General features: G+C 71.6%; 16 protein-coding genes and 1 pseudogene. 9 read left to right on the forward strand and 8 right to left on the reverse strand.

The features are described 5' to 3' along the window. Positions 1-184 precede the first annotated feature (184 nt). Positions 185-1882, reverse strand: a complete 1698-nt coding sequence (locus OG392_RS29225; RefSeq protein WP_329284300.1) for a PucR family transcriptional regulator — start codon at positions 1880-1882, stop codon at positions 185-187. Between the two features lie 308 nt (positions 1883-2190). Here OG392_RS29225 and OG392_RS29230 point away from each other — a divergent pair, with 308 nt between their 5' ends. From OG392_RS29230 to OG392_RS29250, 5 genes are all read left to right on the forward strand, one after another. Beyond that, entirely contained in the window at positions 2191-3081 is an 891-nt protein-coding gene (locus OG392_RS29230) for an FAD binding domain-containing protein (protein WP_329284302.1), read from the forward strand. A gap of 2 nt (positions 3082-3083) precedes the next feature. Beyond that, positions 3084-3680, forward strand: coding sequence for a (2Fe-2S)-binding protein (locus OG392_RS29235; RefSeq protein WP_329284305.1), 597 nt, complete (start codon positions 3084-3086; stop codon positions 3678-3680). Positions 3681-3682: 2 nt separating this feature from the next. Further along, on the forward strand, positions 3683-6082 hold the full coding sequence (locus tag OG392_RS29240; RefSeq protein WP_329284308.1) for a xanthine dehydrogenase family protein molybdopterin-binding subunit: 2400 nt from the start codon (positions 3683-3685) through the stop codon (positions 6080-6082). 298 nt (positions 6083-6380) lie between these two features. Then, a complete protein-coding gene (locus tag OG392_RS29245; RefSeq protein ID WP_329284310.1) occupies positions 6381-7847 on the forward strand; it encodes an NCS2 family permease in 1467 nt (488 codons plus the stop codon). A gap of 43 nt (positions 7848-7890) precedes the next feature. Beyond that, positions 7891-9027, forward strand: a complete 1137-nt coding sequence (locus OG392_RS29250; protein ID WP_329284312.1) for an XdhC/CoxI family protein — start codon at positions 7891-7893, stop codon at positions 9025-9027. A 79-nt stretch (positions 9028-9106) separates the two neighbouring features. Here the strand turns inward: OG392_RS29250 and OG392_RS29255 are convergent, their stop codons facing one another. Then, complete coding sequence (locus OG392_RS29255; protein WP_329284314.1) at positions 9107-10423, reverse strand: ROK family transcriptional regulator; 1317 nt, start codon at positions 10421-10423, stop codon at positions 9107-9109. A gap of 139 nt (positions 10424-10562) precedes the next feature. Further along, positions 10563-11168 carry a TetR/AcrR family transcriptional regulator gene (locus OG392_RS29260; protein WP_189806881.1) on the reverse strand — a complete coding sequence of 202 codons (606 nt, stop codon included), beginning with the start codon at positions 11166-11168 and terminating at the stop codon, positions 10563-10565. Positions 11169-11286: 118 nt separating this feature from the next. On the opposite strand from OG392_RS29260, the gene OG392_RS29265 reads away from it, so the two are divergent. After that, positions 11287-12435, forward strand: coding sequence for an acyl-CoA dehydrogenase family protein (locus OG392_RS29265; RefSeq protein WP_329284316.1), 1149 nt, complete (start codon positions 11287-11289; stop codon positions 12433-12435). A gap of 82 nt (positions 12436-12517) precedes the next feature. On the opposite strand, the pseudogene OG392_RS29270 reads toward OG392_RS29265, so the two are convergent. Beyond that, positions 12518-12685, reverse strand: a pseudogene (locus tag OG392_RS29270) (ankyrin repeat domain-containing protein); the annotation flags it as partial. 35 nt (positions 12686-12720) lie between these two features. Then, complete coding sequence (locus tag OG392_RS29275; protein WP_329287519.1) at positions 12721-13284, reverse strand: GlcG/HbpS family heme-binding protein; 564 nt, start codon at positions 13282-13284, stop codon at positions 12721-12723. A 442-nt stretch (positions 13285-13726) separates the two neighbouring features. Here OG392_RS29275 and OG392_RS29280 point away from each other — a divergent pair, with 442 nt between their 5' ends. The 3 genes from OG392_RS29280 (at position 13727) to OG392_RS29290 (ending at position 15828) form a co-directional block, all read left to right on the forward strand. Next, positions 13727-14488, forward strand: coding sequence for an SDR family NAD(P)-dependent oxidoreductase (locus OG392_RS29280; protein ID WP_329284319.1), 762 nt, complete (start codon positions 13727-13729; stop codon positions 14486-14488). A gap of 111 nt (positions 14489-14599) precedes the next feature. After that, positions 14600-15316 carry a TetR family transcriptional regulator gene (locus tag OG392_RS29285; RefSeq protein ID WP_030327028.1) on the forward strand — a complete coding sequence of 239 codons (717 nt, stop codon included), beginning with the start codon at positions 14600-14602 and terminating at the stop codon, positions 15314-15316. Between the two features lie 122 nt (positions 15317-15438). After that, positions 15439-15828 carry a zinc ribbon domain-containing protein gene (locus tag OG392_RS29290; RefSeq protein ID WP_329284324.1) on the forward strand — a complete coding sequence of 130 codons (390 nt, stop codon included), beginning with the start codon at positions 15439-15441 and terminating at the stop codon, positions 15826-15828. 93 nt (positions 15829-15921) lie between these two features. Here OG392_RS29290 and OG392_RS29295 read toward each other — a convergent pair whose 3' ends face one another. From OG392_RS29295 to OG392_RS29305, 3 genes are read right to left on the reverse strand one after another with little or no spacing between them, the layout of a single operon-like run. Continuing rightward, positions 15922-16878: an electron transfer flavoprotein subunit alpha/FixB family protein gene (locus OG392_RS29295; protein ID WP_329284327.1), complete on the reverse strand. Its 957-nt coding sequence runs from the start codon at positions 16876-16878 to the stop codon at positions 15922-15924. 37 nt (positions 16879-16915) lie between these two features. Beyond that, positions 16916-17701, reverse strand: coding sequence for an electron transfer flavoprotein subunit beta/FixA family protein (locus tag OG392_RS29300; RefSeq protein WP_329284329.1), 786 nt, complete (start codon positions 17699-17701; stop codon positions 16916-16918). Positions 17702-17729: 28 nt separating this feature from the next. Beyond that, complete coding sequence (locus OG392_RS29305) at positions 17730-18896, reverse strand: acyl-CoA dehydrogenase family protein (RefSeq protein ID WP_329284331.1); 1167 nt, start codon at positions 18894-18896, stop codon at positions 17730-17732. Positions 18897-18997 lie beyond the last annotated feature (101 nt).

Below are 18997 nucleotides of genomic sequence, written 5' to 3' on the forward strand. Positions count from 1 at the left end.
CGGATCGGTGTACCACCGTCCGGGCCGCGGCCGGAACGGCCTCGAAGCCCCGCCGGGCCCGTGATCAAGGCCCGGAGGGGCCCGTCGGCCGACCCGGTCGACGGGCCCCCACCGGCCCGGATGTCACTCCGTCGGACTCGCCCGAAAGGGTGAATCCACCGGGGAGATCCCCGGGATCATCCGATCAGCTCATCCGCAGGGCGAGGAAGAAGTCGAGCTTGTCCTCGAGCCGGGACAGATCGCGGCCCGTGAGCTGCTCGATCCGGCCCACCCGGTACCGCAGCGTGTTCACGTGCAGGTGGAGCCGGGTCGCACAGCGTGTCCAGGAGCCGTCGCAGTCCAGGAAGGCCTCCAGGGTCGGGATCAGCTCCGCGCGGTGCCGGCGGTCGTAGTCGCGCAGCGGGTCGAGCAGGCGGGCCGTGAACGCGCGCCGGACGTCGTCCGGGACGAACGGCAGCAGCAGCACGTGCGAGGCCAGCTCGTGGTGGCCCGCGGCGCAGACCCGGCCCGGACGGGCCGCGGCGACCCGGCGGGCGTGCCGGGCCTCCTCCAGGGCCCCGCGCAGGCCCTCCGCCGAGTGCACGGCGGCGCTGACCCCGAGGGTGAGCCGCCCGTCGTCGGCCAGGCCGGCCGACAGCGGAGTGCGTACGGCCGCGAGCAGCGCGTCCGCGTGCAGGCCCAGGGCGGTGGCCGGGCCGTCGTCCTCGCTGTCCGGCAGCGGACCGGCGGCCAGCGGGACCAGTGCGATGGCCTCGTCGCCGCTGTGCGCCACGGCGATGCGGTCGGCGGACTCGGCCCCCACGGTCGCCGGGTCGACGAGGATCTCCTCCAGGAGCGCCTGGGCGACGGGCCCGGCGTCCACGGGGGAGCCCTGACCGGCCTCCTGCTCCCACTCGACGCGGGCGACGACCACCTGCCAGTGCGGTGCCGTGCCGAGCCCGGGCAGCAGCACCGGGGCGGCCACCCGCAGCCTGGCCGCGATCTCGGCCGGCGCGGCGCCCGACTGCACCAGCTCCAGGACCTCCTGGGCGAGCCTGCGCCGTACCGTACGGGCCGCGTCGCGCCGGTCCCGCTCCACGGCGATCAGCTGCGTGACGCCCTGGAGGAGGTCCAGCCGGGCCGCCGGCCAGTCCCCGGCGTCCGCCTCGACGGCGAGCAGCCAGTCCGAGAGGACCGTCTCGCGCACGTCTCGGGAGGCCGGGGCGGCACCCCGGCCGGTGTTGCGGATCGGAAAGAGGGAGTACGCCGTTCCGCCCGTGCTCAGCCGGTGCGGGCCGCGCCGACCGGTCCGGGTGGCGGCCAGGTGCTCACCGGCGAGCGTGGCCGCGAGGGGGGCCGGGAGGGGCTCGCCCGCGCCCGCGATCTGGCGGCCGGTGGGGGAGAGGACCCACGCCCGCAGGTCGAGGTCGGAGCCGAGGAGGTCGAGGACCACCTCGGGGCCGCCGCCCGCCGGTCCCGAGGTCATGAGCCGCCGGTGCCGGTCGACGACGGCCGCCAGGTCGCCCGCCCGCTCGCCGGAGACCTGTCGAACAACGTGTTCGGTGATCGTCGCGAACGCAACGGTCTCGTTCACGGCGAAAAGCGGCAGACGATGGCGTGAACACGCCTCTACGAGATCGTCGGGGATGTCGCCCAGCTCCGCCTCGCCCGCCGCCAGCGCGGCCACCCCGGCCGAGGCCAGGATCCGGGCGAAGGGCTCGGCGTCGGCCGGCTCCCGCAGCCACGCGAGGCCGGTCAGCACCAGCTCGCCGCCGGACAGGTAACGGCTGGGGTCCTTGAGGTCCGTCGTCATCACGCCGCGGACGGTGCGGTCCAGCTCGTCCTCGCCGCCGAGCAGGCGCAGCCCGAGCGCGTCGTTCTCCAGCAGTGCGCGCAGCCGCATCGTGTCGCCGCCGTTCCTTCGTCAGTGGGTGGTGGGGTTGTCGCGTTGTCGACGGTGGCGTGGGGCCACCGTTTCCAGGGGAAAACGGCGAGGTAACCGTTCCCCGCCTTTCGTTCGAATCTACAAGACGACGACGGGACCCAGCCAACTCCTTCATGTTTTCGGTGACTGCACCCGGGCGATCGTGGGCTTGTGTACTAGGCCACACACCGCGTGAACAGCACATGAACGTGAAGTCGAGGACCGGCCGTCCCCCCGGAACCCTGCGCACGACCCCCGATCACCAGAATCACTAGAAGAGAGCCACCATGGACTTCCTTCGCCCCGCCAGCTGGGAGGAGGCGCTCGCCGCCAAGGCAGAGCACCCCACGGCCGTGCCCCTTTCGGGTGGCACGGACGTCATGGTCGAGATCAATTTCGACCACCGGCGGCCCGAGTACCTCCTGGACCTGAACCGCATCGAGCTGCTGCGTGAGTGGGAGGTCGGCGAGGAGAACGTCCGCCTCGGCGCCGCCGTTCCGTACACCCAGATCATGGAGAACCTGCGGGCCGAACTGCCCGGCCTGGCGCTCGCCTCGCACACGGTCGCCTCCCCGCAGATCCGTAACCGCGGCGGCGTCGGGGGCAACCTCGGCACCGCCTCGCCCGCCGGTGACGCCCACCCGGCCCTGCTCGCCGCGGGTGCCGAGGTCGAGGTCGAGTCGGTGCGCGGCAGCCGGTTCATCCCGATCGACGAGTTCTACACGGGCGTGAAGCGCAACGCGCTGCAGCCCGACGAGCTCATCAAGACCGTCCACGTCAAGAAGGCGGACGGCCCCCAGCAGTACTCCAAGGTCGGCACCCGCAACGCGATGGTCATCGCGGTCTGCGCCTTCGGCCTGGCCCTGCACCCGGAGACCCGGACGGTGCGCACCGGCATCGGCTCGGCCGCGCCGACCCCGATCCGCGCCAAGGAGGCCGAGGCCTTCCTGAACGCGGCCCTCGAGGAGGGCGGCTTCTGGGACAACGGAAAGATCATCACCCCGTCGATCGCGAAGCAGTTCGCCGACCTCTGCTCGGGCGCCGCCAACCCGATCGACGATGTCCGAGGCACCGCCAAGTACCGCCGCCACGCCGTCGGCATCATGGCCCGCCGCCAGCTCGGCTGGACCTGGGAGCAGTACCGCGGCAGCGGCCGCACGCTTGAGGGAGCTGCATAACCATGCGCGTCAATTTCACGGTCAACGGTCGTCCGCAGGAAGCCGACGACGTCTGGGAGGGCGAGTCCCTCCTCTACGTCCTGCGTGAGCGGATGGGCCTTCCCGGCTCCAAGAACGCCTGCGAGCAGGGCGAGTGCGGCTCCTGCACGGTCCGCCTCGACGGAGTGCCGGTCTGTTCCTGTCTCGTCGCGGCCGGTCAGGTCGAGGGCCGCGAGGTCGTCACCGTCGAGGGCCTCGCCGAGTTCGCCAAGGATCGTACGGAGCACGCCGGTTGCGCCTCCGGCACCTGCGGCACCTCGCTCGACGCCGCCAAGCGGTGGGAAGCGAAGCCCGGTCAGGACTCGCAGACCGGCGAGGGCGTCGAACTGTCCCCGATCCAGCAGGCGTTCATCGACGCCGGCGCCGTCCAGTGCGGTTTCTGCACCCCCGGTCTGCTGGTCGCGGCCGACGAGATGCTGGAGCGCAACCCGTCCCCGACGGACGCGGACATCCGCGAGGCGCTCTCCGGCAACCTCTGCCGCTGCACCGGTTACGAGAAGATCCTCGACGCGGTCCGCCTCGCGGCCGCTCGCCAGGAGCGTCAGGGAGAGGCGGTCTGACGATGGCTCAGAACACCCGCACGACTCCGGTGGGCACGCCCACCGACGTCACGCAGAACCACGTCAAGGGCGGCATCGGCGAGTCCACGCTGCGCCCCGACGGCACCCTCAAGGTCACCGGCGAGTTCGCGTACTCCTCGGACATGTGGCACGAGGACATGCTGTGGGGCCAGATCCTGCGGTCCACCGTCGCGCACGCCGAGATCGTGTCCATCGACACGACGGAGGCCCTCGTGATGGACGGCGTCTACGCCGTACTGACCCACGAGGACCTGCCCGCCGCGAAGAACTACGGCATGGAGTTCCAGGACACCCCGGTCCTGGCCTACGGCAAGGTCCGTCACCACGGTGAGCCGGTCGCCCTCGTGGCCGCCGACCACCCGGAGACCGCCCGCCGCGCCGCCGCGAAGATCAAGATCGAGTACCGGGAGCTCCCGGTCATCACGGACGAGGCCTCGGCCACCGCTCCGGACGCGATCCTGGTCCACGAGGGCCGCGACGACCACCACTCCGGTCACGTCCCGCACCCCAACATCGTGCACCGTCAGCCGATCATCCGCGGCGACGCGACCGAGGCCGCCAAGCGGGCCGACGTGATCGTCACCGGCGAGTACACCTTCGGCATGCAGGACCAGGCCTTCCTCGGCCCGGAGTCCGGCCTCGCCGTGCCGTCCGAGGACGGCGGCGTCGACCTGTACGTCGCCACCCAGTGGCTGCACTCGGACCTCAAGCAGATCGCCCCCTGCCTCGGCCTGCCCGAGGAGAAGGTCCGCATGACGATGGCCGGTGTCGGCGGCGCCTTCGGCGGCCGCGAGGACATCTCCATGCAGATCCTCGCCTCGATCCTCGCCCTGCGCACCGGCAAGCCGGTCAAGATGGTCTACAACCGGTACGAGTCCTTCTTCGGGCACGTCCACCGGCACCCGGCGAAGCTCTGGTACGAGCACGGCGCCACCAAGGACGGCAAGCTCACGCACATGAAGTGCAAGATCGTGCTCGACGGCGGGGCCTACGCCTCGTCCACGGCGTCGGTCGTCGGCAACGCCTCGTCCCTCTCGGTCGGCCCGTACGTCATCGAGGACGTCGAGATCGAGGCGATCGGCCTCTACACCAACAACCCGCCCTGCGGCGCGATGCGCGGCTTCGGCGCGGTCCAGGCCTGCTTCGCCTACGAGGCCCAGATGGACAAGCTCGCGGCGAAGCTGGGCATGGACCCGGTGGAACTGCGCCAGCTCAACGCCATGGAGCAGGGCACGATCATGCCGACCGGCCAGGTCGTGGACTCGCCGGCCCCGGTCGCCGAGCTCCTGCGGATCGTCAAGGCCCGCCCGATGCCGCCGGAGCAGCAGTGGCTCGCGGCCGGTGAGGACGCGGACGTCCGCGCTCTTCCGGGTGGCCTCTCCAACACCACGCACGGTGAAGGTGTCGTCCGGGGCGTCGGCTACGCCGTGGGCATCAAGAACGTCGGCTTCTCCGAGGGCTTCGACGACTACTCGACCGCCAAGATCCGCATGGAGGTCATCAACGGCGAGGCCGTGGCCACCGTCCACACCGCGATGGCGGAGGTCGGCCAGGGCGGCGTCACCATCCACGCGCAGATCGCCCGTACCGAGCTCGGTGTCCAGCAGGTCACCATCCACCCCGCCGACACCCAGGTGGGCTCGGCCGGTTCGACCTCCGCGGGCCGCCAGACGTACATGACCGGCGGCGCCATCAAGAACTCCTGCGGGATCGTCCGCGAGAAGGTGCTGGAGATCGGCCGGCAGAAGTTCGGCTCGTACCACCCGGCGTGGGCCAACGCCGAACTCCTCCTGGAGGGCGGCAAGGTCGTCACCGACGGCGGCGACGTCCTCGCCACCATCGCGGACGTCCTCGAGGGCCAGGCCGTGGAGGTGGAGGAGGAGTGGCGGCACCGCCCCACCCAGGCCTTCGACCTCGTCACCGGCCAGGGCGACGGACACGTCCAGTACGCCTTCGCCGCGCACCGCGCGGTGGTGGAGGTCGACACCGAGCTGGGCCTGGTCAAGGTCATCGAACTGGCCTGCGCCCAGGACGTCGGCAAGGCGCTCAACCCGCTCTCCGTGATCGGCCAGATCCAGGGTGGCACCACCCAGGGCCTGGGCGTCGCGGTGATGGAGGAGATCATCGTCGACCCGAAGACCGCGAAGGTGCGCAACCCCTCCTTCACGGACTACCTGATCCCGACGATCCTCGACACGCCGACCATCCCGGTCGACTACCTCGAACTGGCCGATCCCAACGCGCCGTACGGCGTACGGGGCATCGGCGAGGCTCCGACCCTGTCGTCCACCCCGGCCGTCCTCGCGGCGATCCGGGCGGCGACGGGCCTGGAGCTCAACAAGACGCCGGTCCGCCCCGAGGCGCTCACCGGCACCCTGTAGGACTCTCCGGGCGGTACGTGCCTCCCAGGGAACGTCACACCTTCCCCAGCCCGTACCGCCCGGAGTAACCCCCCGCAGTACCAGCAGCACCCCGTGGTAACCGCAGTACCAGCAGCACCCGTAGTAACGGCAGTTCCGCAGTACCGCTTCATCACGCAGTACCGCTTCACCCCGTTCGTCTCGGGCCGTCCCCCGGGTCGTGCAGCCCACGCACCATCCCAAATCCCGCAACTTCAGCAGATCAGAAGTCCTTCGAGGTCTGACGCGGGTGCCCCTTTGAACCTTGGGAGTAGGCCCCATGACCCAGTCGTCTGTGGAGCCCAAGACCGCTTCGGAGGACGCGGGCTCCGGCTCGAACGTCCCCGCCGGCCGCTCTTGGCTCGACCGGTACTTTCACATCTCGGAGAGAGGATCCACCGTCGCGACGGAGATCCGCGGCGGCGTCACCACCTTCATGGCGATGGCGTACATTCTCCTGCTCAACCCCCTGATCCTCGGCGGCAAGGATGTGGACGGCAACGTCCTCAGCCAGCCCGCCCTCATCACCGCGACCGCGCTCGCCGCCGCCGTGACCACCCTGCTCATGGGCTTCTGGGGCAAGGTCCCCCTCGCCCTCGCAGCCGGTCTCAGCGTCTCCGGCGTGCTGTCCTCGCAGGTCATCGCCGTCATGACCTGGCCGCAGGCCATGGCCATGTGTGTGGCCTACGGTGTGGTGATCTGTCTCCTGGTGGTCACCGGCCTCCGCGAGATGATCATGAACGCCATCCCGCTGGCGATCAAGCACGCGATCACCATCGGCATCGGTCTCTTCATCGCACTGATCGGCTTCGTCAAGGCGGGCTTCGTCCACGAGAACCCCTCTCCCGGCGGTGGCCCCGTGGTCCTCGGCCCGACCGGTGAGCTGGCCGGGTGGCCGGTCCTCATCTTCGCCTTCACCCTGCTGCTGATCTTCGCGCTCCAGGCCCGCAACGTGCCCGGCGCCATCCTGATCGGCATCGTGGCGGGCACGGTCATCGCCGCCATCGTCAACGCCGTCGGCGACCTGCCGGCCAAGGCCTGGTTCTCCGGCCCGCCGGAGCTCAACGGCAGTGCGGTCTCCACGCCGGACTTCTCGCTCATCGGCGATGTGTCCTTCAGCGGCTGGGGCGACGTCGGCTACATCACGATCACCATGATCATCTTCACCCTGGTGCTCGCCGGCTTCTTCGACGCCATGGCCACGATCATCGGCGTCGGCTCCGAGGCCAAGCTCGCCGACTCCCAGGGCCGGATGCCCGGCCTCTCCAAGGCGCTGTTCATCGACGGCGCGGGCGGCGTCATCGGCGGCGTCGGCGGCGGCTCCGGCCAGACCGTCTTCGTCGAGTCGGCCACCGGCGTCGGCGAGGGTGCCCGTACGGGTCTGTCCTCCGTCATCACCGGCGCGTTCTTCGCGGCCTGCCTCTTCTTCACCCCGATCACCGCGATCGTGCCGGCCGAGGTGGCCTCCGCGGCCCTGGTCGTCATCGGCGCGATGATGATGCAGAACGCCAAGCACGTCGACTGGAGCGACCGCTCCGTCGCGATCCCGGTGTTCCTCACCGTGGTCCTGATGCCCTTCACGTACACCATCACCACGGGTGTCGCGGCCGGCGTCATCTCCTACACCGTCATCAAGACGGCGCAGGGCAAGGCACGCGAAGTGGGCGCCTTCATGTGGGGCCTGACCGCGATCTTCATCGTGTTCTTCGCGATCCATCCGATCGAGAGCTGGCTGGGCGTCAGCTGACGCCTGAACCGTCACCCTCCACACACATATCGAGGAGTTCGAGATGCTGGACATCGCCGAAGAGCTGCACCGGTGGGTCGAGCAGGGACGCACGTTCGCCGTCGCCACGGTCGTGGCGGTCGGCGGCAGCGCGCCCCGGCAGCCGGGCGCCGCGCTCGCCGTCGACAGCGACGGCACGGCGATCGGCTCGGTCTCCGGCGGGTGTGTGGAGGGCGCGGTCTATGAGCTGTGCCGGCAGGCCCTCGAGGACGGGAAGACCGTCGTCGAGCGCTTCGGCTACAGCGACGAGGACGCCTTCGCGGTCGGTCTGACCTGCGGCGGCATCATCGACATCCTCGTCACCCCGGTCCGCGGCGGGGTCGTCCCCGCCGCGCTGGCCGCCGCCGTCACGGGGGAGGCGGCCGCCCTGGCCCGGATCGTCTCCGGCCCCGAGGACCTCATGGGCCGGGCACTCCTGGTCCGTCCCGACGGCTCCCACGAGGGAAAGCTCGGCGGTCACCCGGAGCTGGACCGCACGGCGGCGGGCGAGGCCCGCGCGATGCTCGACGCGGGCCGCACCGGCACGGTGGAGATCGGCGAGGACGGCAGCCGCTGCGGACAGCCGCTGACCCTCCTGGTCGAGTCCTCGGTCCCGGCCCCCCGCATGATCGTCTTCGGCGCCATCGACTTCGCCGCCGCCCTGGTCCGGGTCGGCAAGTTCCTCGGCTACCACGTCACCGTGTGCGACGCGCGGCCCGTCTTCGCGACCCCGGCCCGCTTCCCCGAGGCCGACGACATCGTCGTCGAATGGCCCCACCGCTATCTGGAGTCCACGGAGGTGGACGGCCGTACGGTGCTCTGCGTCCTGACCCACGACGCCAAGTTCGACGTGCCGCTGCTCGAGGCGGCCCTCAGGCTTCCCGTCGCCTACGTCGGCGCGATGGGCTCCCGCCGTACCCACGAGGACCGCAACAAGCGCCTCCGCGAGGTCGGCGTCACCGAGATCGAACTCGCCCGGCTGCGCTCCCCGATCGGCCTCGACCTCGGCGCCCGTACGCCCGAGGAGACGGCCCTGTCGATCGGCGCGGAGATCGTCGCCAACCGCCGGGGCGGCACGGGCGCCTCGCTCACCGGCGCCCACACCCCGATCCACCACGACGGCCCCCGCGCGCCGACGGGCCGCATAGGTTCCGTCGCGTAGGGCCTGTCGATCAGGCCGGGCTCGCGGGGTCTGGCACGCACGCTCGCCGCGTCGTTGTCGGTCGGCAGGCGGCGCACGCTCAGTGCGCCGCCCGGTCCCGGACGGTCGACGCCCAGGCCGGCTGCTCCTCGGCCGTCTCGGGCTCCGCCTCGGCCCGACGGCCGCCCCGGCCGAAGAAGTCCGCGAGCGGCAGGATCGCCGCCCCGACCGTGACCGCGTCCGGACCGAGGGTGCCCATGCCGATGCCGACCCGGGCCGCCGGGTACGCGAGGGCGTACTGGCTCGCGTACCCCTTGACCGTCTCCAGGAAGCGGGCGCCGAGCTGGAGTCCGGCCCAGCCGCCGACCAGGATGCGCTCGGGCTGGAAGAGGTTGATGAGGTCGGCGAATCCGGCGCCCAGGTACTCGGCGGTCTCCTCCAGGACGGCGAGCGCGGTGGCGTCGGGCTCCGTCCCCGGCTCCGCCGGGTAGGCCGCCGCGAGCATCGCCGTCAGCGCCGTCTCCTCGTCCGCATCAGCCGGGGGCAGGCCCCCGGCCTCGCGCCACCGCTCCAGGAGCGCCTCGGCCCCGGCGTACGCCTCCAGGCAGCCCCGCGCTCCGCACCGGCAGCGGCGCCCGCGGACCCGTACCGTCAGATGACCCCACTCGATCGCCCGGCCCGGCCCCATCGGATCGGTCACCACGCAGGCGCCGACGCCCGAACCGAAGAGCACCACCACCGCACTGCGCGCCCCCCGCCCGGCACCGAACCACATCTCGGCCTGGCCCAGGGTCTTGGCACCGTTGTCGATCCAGTACGGCACCGAGGCCGGGAGCTCCACGCTCTCCCGCAGCAGCCGTTCCAGGGGGACGGCGTCCCAGCCGATGGTCTGGCCGTGCACGACCGCGCCGTCCTCGGCGGTGCGGGCGACGATGCCGGGGACCCCGACGCCGACGCCGAGGAGTCCTTCCGGGGGGACGTCCGCGAGGCGCAGCACCTCGGCGATGCCCTCCCGGACGTGCGCGACGACGACCCCGACCTCGTACCGGTCGTGGGAGTTCGGGCTGCCGACGGCCAACGGGCGTTCGGTGCGGGCGAGTTCGGTGAGGGTGAGGTCGAACAGCTCGATCCTGACCCGGGTCTCGCCGACGTCGACGCCGATCATGTAGCCGCTGGCGGGGGAGACGCGGAGCAGTGTGCGGGGGCGTCCGCCGGCCGAGTCGACGCTGCCGGCCTCCTCGACGAGGCCCTCCGCCACGAGTTCCGCGACCACGTTGCTGATGGAGCCCGAGCTGAGACCGGTCGCGGGGCCGAGCGAGAAGCGGCTCATCGGCCCGTCGAAGTAGAGGCGTTGAAGGACGGCGGTGCGGTTCTCGCGTCGCAGGTCCCGCACGGTCCGGCCGTTCCGCATGGTCACTTGGGCCCCCAGGTGGATTGTCTTAGGCGCAACATACCGCCGGCAGGAGGCTGGGCGCGTCTTCTCTTGAGGTTTAACTCACATCCTGAAATAAGCCGCCGAGGCCTTCAGGACCTGAACGCGCGCCGCCGGCGAGTGCTCATGCCCGGCGGAGACCGCTGAGGAGCAGCTCGGCCAGCTGCTCGTACGCCTCGGCGTCGGCGAGGCCGGTCGCCGCGGCAACCTGGCGGCGCTGGATGCGGACCATCACCGAGGAGATGACGTCGGCCGCGAAGGTCACGTGGACCTCGCGGAAGACGCCGGCCCGGACGCCCTCCTCGATGAGCTGCTGGACCCGGCCGGCCGCCGCGCGGGTGTTCCGCTCGTACACCTCCGCCGCCGGCTCGAACGCCGCCACGTCGTCGAAGAACTGCGGCGAGACCGGCGCCAGCTCGGCCGAAACCGCCCGCAGATAGGCGGCCAGCCGCTCGGCGGGGTCGGTCGCGGCGGCCAGGACCGCCTCGACCCGGGCCGTGGCCCGCCGGAAGAAGTGCACGACCGCGGCGCGGACCAGCTGCTCCTTGCTGCCGGCCAGGCCGTACAGGGTCCGCTTCGAGCAGCGGAGGCGTGCGGCGAGATCGTCGAGCGTCAGCCGGGCGAAACCCTCGCCGACGAGGAGGGCGACGAGTTCCTCGAAGAGGGCGGAGCGGCGCGCCGCACCGCGGCCCGTCAGCTTCGGGGCGTCGGCGGCTGAGGTCTCGATCACCCGGCCAGTATTCCAGGCCGGCGTTCCCGGGGGGTTACGGGGACACTCGCCTGCGCTACTCTAAGCGGTACTGCAGTACCTTCCCCAGTACCACTTTGCGCGCCGCTGGAGTCGCCATATGGATGTCGACCGCCTGCTTCCCACCCCCGAGGCAGCGGACCTCATCGCCCTCACCCGGGAGATCGCCGACAAGGAGCTCTCTCCGCGGGTGGACGAGCACGAGGCCGCCGAGAGGTACCCCGAAGGACTGTTCGCCACCCTCGGCGAAGCGGGGCTGCTCGGTCTGCCCTACCCCGAGGAGTACGGCGGTGGAGGCCAGCCGTACGAGGTCTACCTGCAGGTTCTCGAGGAGCTCGCCGCTCGCTGGGCGGCCGTCGCCGTCGCCACCAGCGTGCACACCCTCGCCTGCCACCCGCTCCACACCTTCGGCACCACCGAGCAGAAGGAGCGGTGGCTGCCCGAGATGCTGGAAGGCCGCACCATAGGCGGATACAGCCTCTCCGAGCCGCAGGCAGGCTCCGACGCGGCCGCCCTCGCCTGCAAGGCCGAGCGTCAGGACGACGGCGGCGGGTACCGGATCACCGGCACCAAGGCGTGGATCACCCACGGCGGCAAGGCCGACTTCTACGCGCTCTTCGCCCGGACCGCCCCCGGCAGCCACGGCATCTCCTGCTTCCTCGCCCCCGGCGCCACCGACGGCCTCAGCTTCGGCGCCCCCGAACGCAAGATGGGCCTCCAGGCCGTCCCGACCACCTCGGCCTACTGGGACGGCGCGCTCCTCGACGCCGACCGGCTCGTCGGGGACGAGGGCCAGGGACTCCAGATCGCCTTCAGCGCACTCGACAGCGGCCGCCTCGGCATCGCCGCCTGCGCCACGGGCCTCGCCCAGGCCGCCCTCGACGCGGCCGTGGAGTACGCCAACGAGCGCACGACCTTCGGCCGCCGGATCATCGACCACCAGGGCCTCGGCTTCCTCCTCGCCGACATGGCCGCCGCCGTCGACGCGGCCCGCGCCACCTACCTGGACGCGGCCCGCCGCCGCGACCTCGGCCGCCCCTTCAGCCGCCAGGCCAGCGCGGCCAAGCTCATCGCCACCGACACGGCCATGAAGGTCACGACGGACGCGGTCCAGGTCCTCGGCGGCTACGGCTACACGCGCGACTTCCCGGTCGAGCGCTACATGCGCGAAGCCAAGATCACCCAGATCTTCGAGGGCACCAACCAGATCCAGCGCCTTGTGATCAGCCGGGGGCTCGTCCAGCCGTGACGCCGGACCGCCCGACCGCCCGGGGGGCGCTCCCGGATCGGCTCCCGTAGCCGCCTCCGGTCGCGCTTCCGGCCGCCCGCCCCGCCACGTGGCCCCGCTCGGCCGCCGGGATCAGCGCCGTACCGCCGTAGCGGTCGGTGAGCCCCAGGTCCGGTCCCGCGGGGAGCAGGGCCCGCATCATGGCGACGCCACCCGTGACGCCGGTGATCAGCCAGGGGCTGTCGCACCGGTCGTCCTGCGCGTTCGGGTCCGGGCGCCGTCGCGGTCCTTGGGCCGTTGGTGCGGTTACTTGCCGAGGGTGGCGACTCCGGCCTGGGCGAACTTCTCGTCGAGGTCGCCCGAGGGGGCGCCCGCGACGCCGATGCCCGCGATGGGGGCGCCCTTGGCGGTGACGGGGGCGCCGCCGGCGAGGAAGAGGGTGCCGGGGATGTCCTTGAGGTTGGGGGCCTGGGCGAGGCGGCCGGCGAGGACGGAGGTCGGGGCGTTCCAGGAGACGGCGGTGTAGGCCTTCTTCTCGGCCGACTCGTAGGACTGCGGGCCCGCGCCGTCGCCGCGGAGGGTGACGATGGTGTTGCCGTTGCGGTCGACGACGGCGACGGAGACGCGCTGGTTCTCCTTCTCGGCGGCGTCGAGCGTGGCCTGCGCGGCCTTCGTCGCGGCCTCGATCGTCAGGTGGGTCGACCGCGTGGTGTTCTTGTTCTCGGCGTCCGCCTTCGCGGCCGCGGCGGCGGGGGCGGCCGCGGTGTTCTCACCGGTCGCGCTGGCCGAGTAGGCACCGAAGCCCCCGAGGGCGAGCGCGGCGACGATCGCACCACCGGTGACGGCACGGGTGCGCGAGGTCTTCTTCACGTGCTTCATGGGGTCTGCTCCAGTGAACTCGGTGGACTGCGGGGGCCGTCGGTGCTCCGGGGCCCGCTTCTCCTTCATCCTGGGGCCGCCCCCCGTCGTCGCCGGTCGGCGTCCCGGCTGCCTCCGACGCCCGCAACGGTGGACCCCGGGGTCATCCGATCGGCTGATCCCCGGCACCGTCGGGCACCGACGGCGTCACCGGTGCCGAGTACGCCGTCACCGTCCTCGGAATGCGGGACGTCATCGTCCGAGGGCCCTCCGCCCGAGGTGCCATGGCCGCGCTCGCCGAGGGCCGCCACCTCCCCTTCCGGGGGCGCGGCCTGCGGTTCTATGGTGGGCGGCGCAGATCGCGCGGACCGCGCGGTCCTCCGCGGGCACGCGCCCGATCCGGCGGCCAACCCGGCGGCAGGGTCGCACCCGCACGACACGAACGAGGAGTTCCATGGACATCGCCGGCTCCGCCGCTCTCGTCACCGGTGCCGCTTCCGGTCTCGGCGCCGCCACCGCCGCGGCGCTCGCCGCCCGGGGCGCCACGGTCTACGGTCTCGACCTGGACAAGGCCGTGGCCGCCGCCGGGGAGCTGCCCGAGGGCGTCCGGCTGCTCGCCGCGGACGTCACCGACGAGCAGCAGGTCCGCGAGGCCCTCGCCGCGATCGACGCCGACGGCGCCGAGCTGCGGCTCGCCGTGAACTGCGCCGGCATCGCGCCTTCGGCCCGCATCCTGGGCCGCAAGGGACCCCACGACCTCGCCCTGTTCCGGGCCGTCGTCGACGTCAACCTGATCGGTACGTTCAACGTGATGCGGCTCGCCGCCGAGGCCATCGCCCGGCACGAGCCCGACGAGCACGGGCAGCGCGGTCTCGTCGTCAACACCGCCTCGATCGCCGCCTTCGAGGGCCAGGTCGGCCAGATCGCCTACGCCGCCTCCAAGGCGGGTGTCGCCGGCATGACGGTCACCGCCGCCCGCGACCTCGCGCAGTTCGGCATCCGGGTGGTCACCGTCGCCCCCGGCATCGTCGACACCCCGATGATGGCCGGGTTCGGGGAGGACGTCAGGGCCGGTCTCGCCGCGAGCGTCACCTTCCCGCAGCGCCTCGCGCGCCCGGAGGAGTACGCCCGCCTCGTGACGATGATCGCCGAGCACGACTACCTCAACGGCGAGACGATCCGGATGGACGGCGCGCTCCGGATGACGGCCCGCTGACCCCTGGCGCAGCCCGCCTCAGGGCCTCCGTACCCTCGCGAGAGCACTCGGTGCCGGATCCTTCCGGCACCTAGTGCCGCAACAAGGGGATGCGAGTGTTAGGTTCGGCCCATGGGAACAGCCGGATCAGCGTCGACGAACTCCACGAAGCCCGCGATGCGGGACTCCCTCATCGCCGCGGCCTTCCAGCTCTTTCTCGAGCGGGGCTACGAGCAGACCACGGTCGACGACATCGTCACCCTCGCGGGCGTGGGCCGCCGGTCCTTCTTCCGGTACTTCCCGTCGAAGGAGGACGTGGTCTTCCCCGACCACGAGCAGTGCCTCGCCGACATGACCCGCTTCCTCGCGGCGAGCGCCGACTCCGACGACCCCATGGTGCGGGTCTGCGGCGCCGCCCGGCTCGTCATGCGGATGTACGCCGAGAACCCGACCTTCTCCGTGCAGCGCTACCGGCTCACCCGTGAGGTGACCGGGCTGCGCACGTACGAGCTGTCGGTGGTCTGGCGGTACGAGAAGACCCTCGGCGACTATCTGCGCACCCGGTGGGCCGACCGCAGGGACGGCACCCTGCGCGCCAATGTGGCCGCGGCGGCCGTGGTCGCCGCCCACAACCACGCCCTGCGGCACTGGCTGCGCTCGGGCGGCGAGGGCGACCCGCTGGCGGAGGTGGACAGCGCCCTGGAGTTCGTCCGGGGCACCTGGAGCCCGGACGCGGTCGTCGCCGCGCCGGCCGAGGAGGCCGAGGACGTCGTCGTGGTGATCACCAAGCGGTCCACTCCCATGTGGCGCGTGGTGCGCGAGGTGGAATCGAGCCTCGGCGAGAGCTGAGATCCGACCTCGGGGTTCGCGGTATCTCTAATTAAGGGAACTCAGGTCTTTATTTGATGGCACTCAGTGCCATATCTTTACTCCATGCACGGTCGAGCCGCCGAGTGCGAGGAGAAGGCATCGTGTTCCACACGGGACTGAGGAGCGGGGCCGCCGTCCAGGCCGCCGAGGAGGCGGGCCCCGACGCCGAGCTCTACTTCCAGCGCTGCCGCTGGTGCCACACCACGACGTTCCAGCGACTGCTCTGTCCGACCTGCGGGTCGACCGATCTCAACCCCGAACTCAGCGAGGGCGAGGGCGTGATCTCCGTACGGCGCGGGGTCGCCGCCGCCGACGCCGACCTCTGGCCGGTGTACATGTCGGAGGGCTTCACCGTCCGCTGCCGGGTCGACGGACCGCTGCACGCGGTGCGCCCCGGCGTCCGGGTCAAGGTCTCCTCGGGGGTCGGCGTGACCGGTCGCAGGCCGGTCGTCCGGCTCTGCGAGGAGGTCCCCCTCGACGGGTGGATCTGATCCGCCGGTTCGGCGCGAAGGACATACGGAAAGGGGCGGTGGTGGCACAGAGTGCCACCACCGCCCCTTTCCGCGTCATCCGACGGGGACGGGTCAGCGGGCGCCGATCTCGTCCGTCAGCTGCGGCAGCACCTCGAAGAGGTCGCCGACCACGCCGTAGTCCACCAGGTCGAAGATCGGGGCCTCGGCGTCCTTGTTGACCGCGACGATCGTCTTCGACGTCTGCATGCCGGCCCGGTGCTGGATCGCGCCGGAGATGCCCGCCGCGACGTACAGCTGGGGCGAGACCTGCTTGCCGGTCTGGCCGACCTGGTTGGAGTGCGGGTACCAGCCCGCGTCCACGGCGGCACGCGAGGCGCCGACGGCCGCGCCGAGCGAGTCGGCCAGCTTCTCGACGACCGCGAAGCCCTCGGCCGCGCCGACACCGCGGCCGCCGGAGACCACGATCGCGGACTCGGTCAGCTCGGGACGGCCGGTGGAGACGCGCGGGGTGCGCGAGACGACCTTGGCGGCGTTGCCGGTGAAGGAGACGGTGACGTTCTCGACCGTACCGGCGGCCGCGGAGGCCTCCGGGGCGGCGGAGTTCGGCTTGACGGTGATGACCGGCGCGCCGTGCGTGACCGTCGAGCGCACCTGGTACGAGGCGGCGAAGACGGACTGGGTGGCGACCGGGCCGTTCTCGCCGGCCTCCAGCTCCACGGCGTCGGTGATCAGACCGGAGCCGAGGCGGAGCGCGACGCGGGCCGCGATCTCCTTGCCCTCGCCGGAGGAGGTCACCAGGACGGCGGCCGCCCCCTTCTCCTGGGCGAGCTGGGTGAGCGCGTCGACCTTCGGCACGACCAGCTGCTCGGTGAACTCGGCGGCGTCCGCGACGTACACGGTCGCCGCGCCGTACTCGCCGGCGGTGGCGGCGATCGAGGCCGCGGCCTCGCCGGCGCCGAGCACGACCGCCGAGGGCTCGCCGATGCGGCGGGCCAGGGTCAGCAGTTCGAGGGCCGGCTTGCGGACCGCACCGTCGGCGTGGTCCACGAGAACCAGGATCTCAGCCATGATTCGTTGCTCCTGTGGGTGTCAGGCTGGCGGTGGGTCAGATGAACTTCTGGGTGGCGAGGAAGGCGGCGAGCTGCTTGCCGCCGTCGCCCTCGTCCGTGACGATCGTGCCCTTGGTGCGAGCCGGGCGCGCGGCCACGGCGTCGACCAGGGTCCACGCCCCGGCGAGACCCACCTCGTCGGCGTCGATGTCCAGGTCGTCCAGGTCCAGTTCCTGGACCGGCTTCTTCTTGGCGGCCATGATCCCCTTGAAGGAGGGGTAACGGGCCTCGCCGGACTGGTCGGTGACCGAGACGACCGCCGGCAGCGGGGCCTCCAGCAGCTCGGTGGCGGCGTCGCCGTCACGGCGGCCCTTCACGAGACCGTCCTCGACGGAGAGCTCCGACAGCAGGGTGACCTGCGGCAGGCTCAGCCGCTCGGCGAGCAGCGCGGGCAGCACGCCCATGGTGCCGTCGGTGGAGGCCATGCCGCAGACGACCAGGTCGAAGCCGGTCTTCTCCAGGGCCTTGGCGAGGATCGCCGAGGTGCCGATGACGTCGGAGCCGTGGATGTCCTCGTCGTTGACGTGGACGGCCTTGTCGGCGCCCATCGACAGCGCCTTGCGCAGCGCGTCCTTGGCGTCGTCCGGGCCGACCGTGACGACGGTGACCTCGGCGTCGTCGGACTCCTCGGAGATCCGCAGCGCCTGCTCGACGGCGTACTCGTCGAGCTCCGACAGCAGGCCGTCGACCTCGTCGCGGTCGACCGTCAGGTCGTCGGCGAAACCGCGGTCGCCGGTCGCGTCGGGTACGTACTTCACACAGACAGCGATCCTCAGGGTCACGGCCTGGCTCCTTTCAAGTGACAGACGATTACGGGAGGTTGCGGGCCATGACGATGCGCTGGACCTGGTTGGTGCCTTCGTAGATCTGGGTGATCTTGGCGTCGCGCATCATGCGTTCGACGGGGTAGTCGCGGGTGTAGCCGTAGCCGCCGAGGAGCTGGACGGCGTCGGTGGTGACCTCCATGGCGACGTCGGAGGCGAAGCACTTGGCGGCGGCGCCGAAGAAGGTGAGGTCCTCCTTGTCGCCGCCGGCGGAGACGCGCTCGGACCTGGCGGCGGCGGCGTAGGTGAGCTGGCGGGCGGCTTCGAGCTTCATGGCCATGTCGGCGAGCATGAACTGGACGCCCTGGAAGTCGGCGATGGGCTTGCCGAACTGCTTGCGCTCCTTGACGTAGCCCTTGGCGTAGTCGAGGGCGCCCTGGGCGATGCCGATGGCCTGGGCGGCGATGGTGACGCGGGTGTGGTCGAGGGTCTTCATCGCGGTGGCGAAGCCGGTGCCCTCGGCGCCGATCATGCGGTCGGCGGGGATGCGGACGTTGTCGAGGTAGACCTCGCGGGTCGGGGAGCCCTTGATGCCGAGCTTCTTCTCCGGGGCGCCGAAGGAGACGCCCTCGTCGGACTTCTCCACGACGAAGGCGGAGATGCCCTTGGAGCGCTTGTCGGGGTCGGTGACGGCCATCACGGTGTAGTACTCGGAGACACCGGCGTTGGTGATCCACCGCTTGACGCCGTTGAGGACCCAGAAGTCCCCGTCGCGCACCGCGCGGGTCTTCATGCCGGCCGCGTCCGAGCCCGCGTCGGGCTCGGAGAGGGCGTAGGAGAACATCGCGTCGCCCTTGGCCAGCGGGCCGAGGTAGCGGTGCTTGAGCTCCTCCGAGCCGGACAGGATCACCGGCAGCGAGCCCAGCTTGTTGACCGCCGGGATCAGCGAGGAGCTGCCGCACGCCCGGGCGACCTCCTCGATCACGATCACCGTCGCCAGCGCGTCCGCGCCCGCGCCGCCGTAGGTCTCCGGGACGTGCACGGCGTGCAGGTCGTTGGCGACCAGCGCGTCCAGGGCCTCCTGCGGGAACCGGCCCTCCTCGTCCACCGCCGCGGCGAACGGCACGATCTTCGCCTCCGCGAGCGCACGCACCGACTCCCGGAGCATGTCGTGCTCCTCGGAGGGCCGATACAGGTCGAAGTCCTTGCCCATGATGTGGAGCTCCCCTAGACGCTTGTGGCACTGAGTACCCTCAGCAAAACACACTCAGTGCCATGATGCCAGAGCGCCCCGACGCTGATCTGCGTCGGGGC

It is taken from the genome of Streptomyces sp. NBC_00691 (assembly GCF_036226665.1).
GTDB lineage: Bacteria > Actinomycetota > Actinomycetes > Streptomycetales > Streptomycetaceae > Streptomyces.

Coding starts and splice junctions, on each gene's coding strand:
- OG392_RS29245 (WP_329284310.1), top strand. CDS start 6,381: ATGACCCAGTCGTCTGTGGAGCCCAAGACCGCTTCGGAGGACGCGGGC.
- OG392_RS29305 (WP_329284331.1), bottom strand. CDS start 18,896: ATGGGCAAGGACTTCGACCTGTATCGGCCCTCCGAGGAGCACGACATG.
- OG392_RS29285 (WP_030327028.1), top strand. CDS start 14,600: ATGGGAACAGCCGGATCAGCGTCGACGAACTCCACGAAGCCCGCGATG.
- OG392_RS29240 (WP_329284308.1), top strand. CDS start 3,683: ATGGCTCAGAACACCCGCACGACTCCGGTGGGCACGCCCACCGACGTC.
- OG392_RS29265 (WP_329284316.1), top strand. CDS start 11,287: ATGGATGTCGACCGCCTGCTTCCCACCCCCGAGGCAGCGGACCTCATC.
- OG392_RS29250 (WP_329284312.1), top strand. CDS start 7,891: ATGCTGGACATCGCCGAAGAGCTGCACCGGTGGGTCGAGCAGGGACGC.
- OG392_RS29280 (WP_329284319.1), top strand. CDS start 13,727: ATGGACATCGCCGGCTCCGCCGCTCTCGTCACCGGTGCCGCTTCCGGT.
- OG392_RS29295 (WP_329284327.1), bottom strand. CDS start 16,878: ATGGCTGAGATCCTGGTTCTCGTGGACCACGCCGACGGTGCGGTCCGC.
- OG392_RS29225 (WP_329284300.1), bottom strand. CDS start 1,882: ATGCGGCTGCGCGCACTGCTGGAGAACGACGCGCTCGGGCTGCGCCTG.
- OG392_RS29230 (WP_329284302.1), top strand. CDS start 2,191: ATGGACTTCCTTCGCCCCGCCAGCTGGGAGGAGGCGCTCGCCGCCAAG.
- OG392_RS29235 (WP_329284305.1), top strand. CDS start 3,084: ATGCGCGTCAATTTCACGGTCAACGGTCGTCCGCAGGAAGCCGACGAC.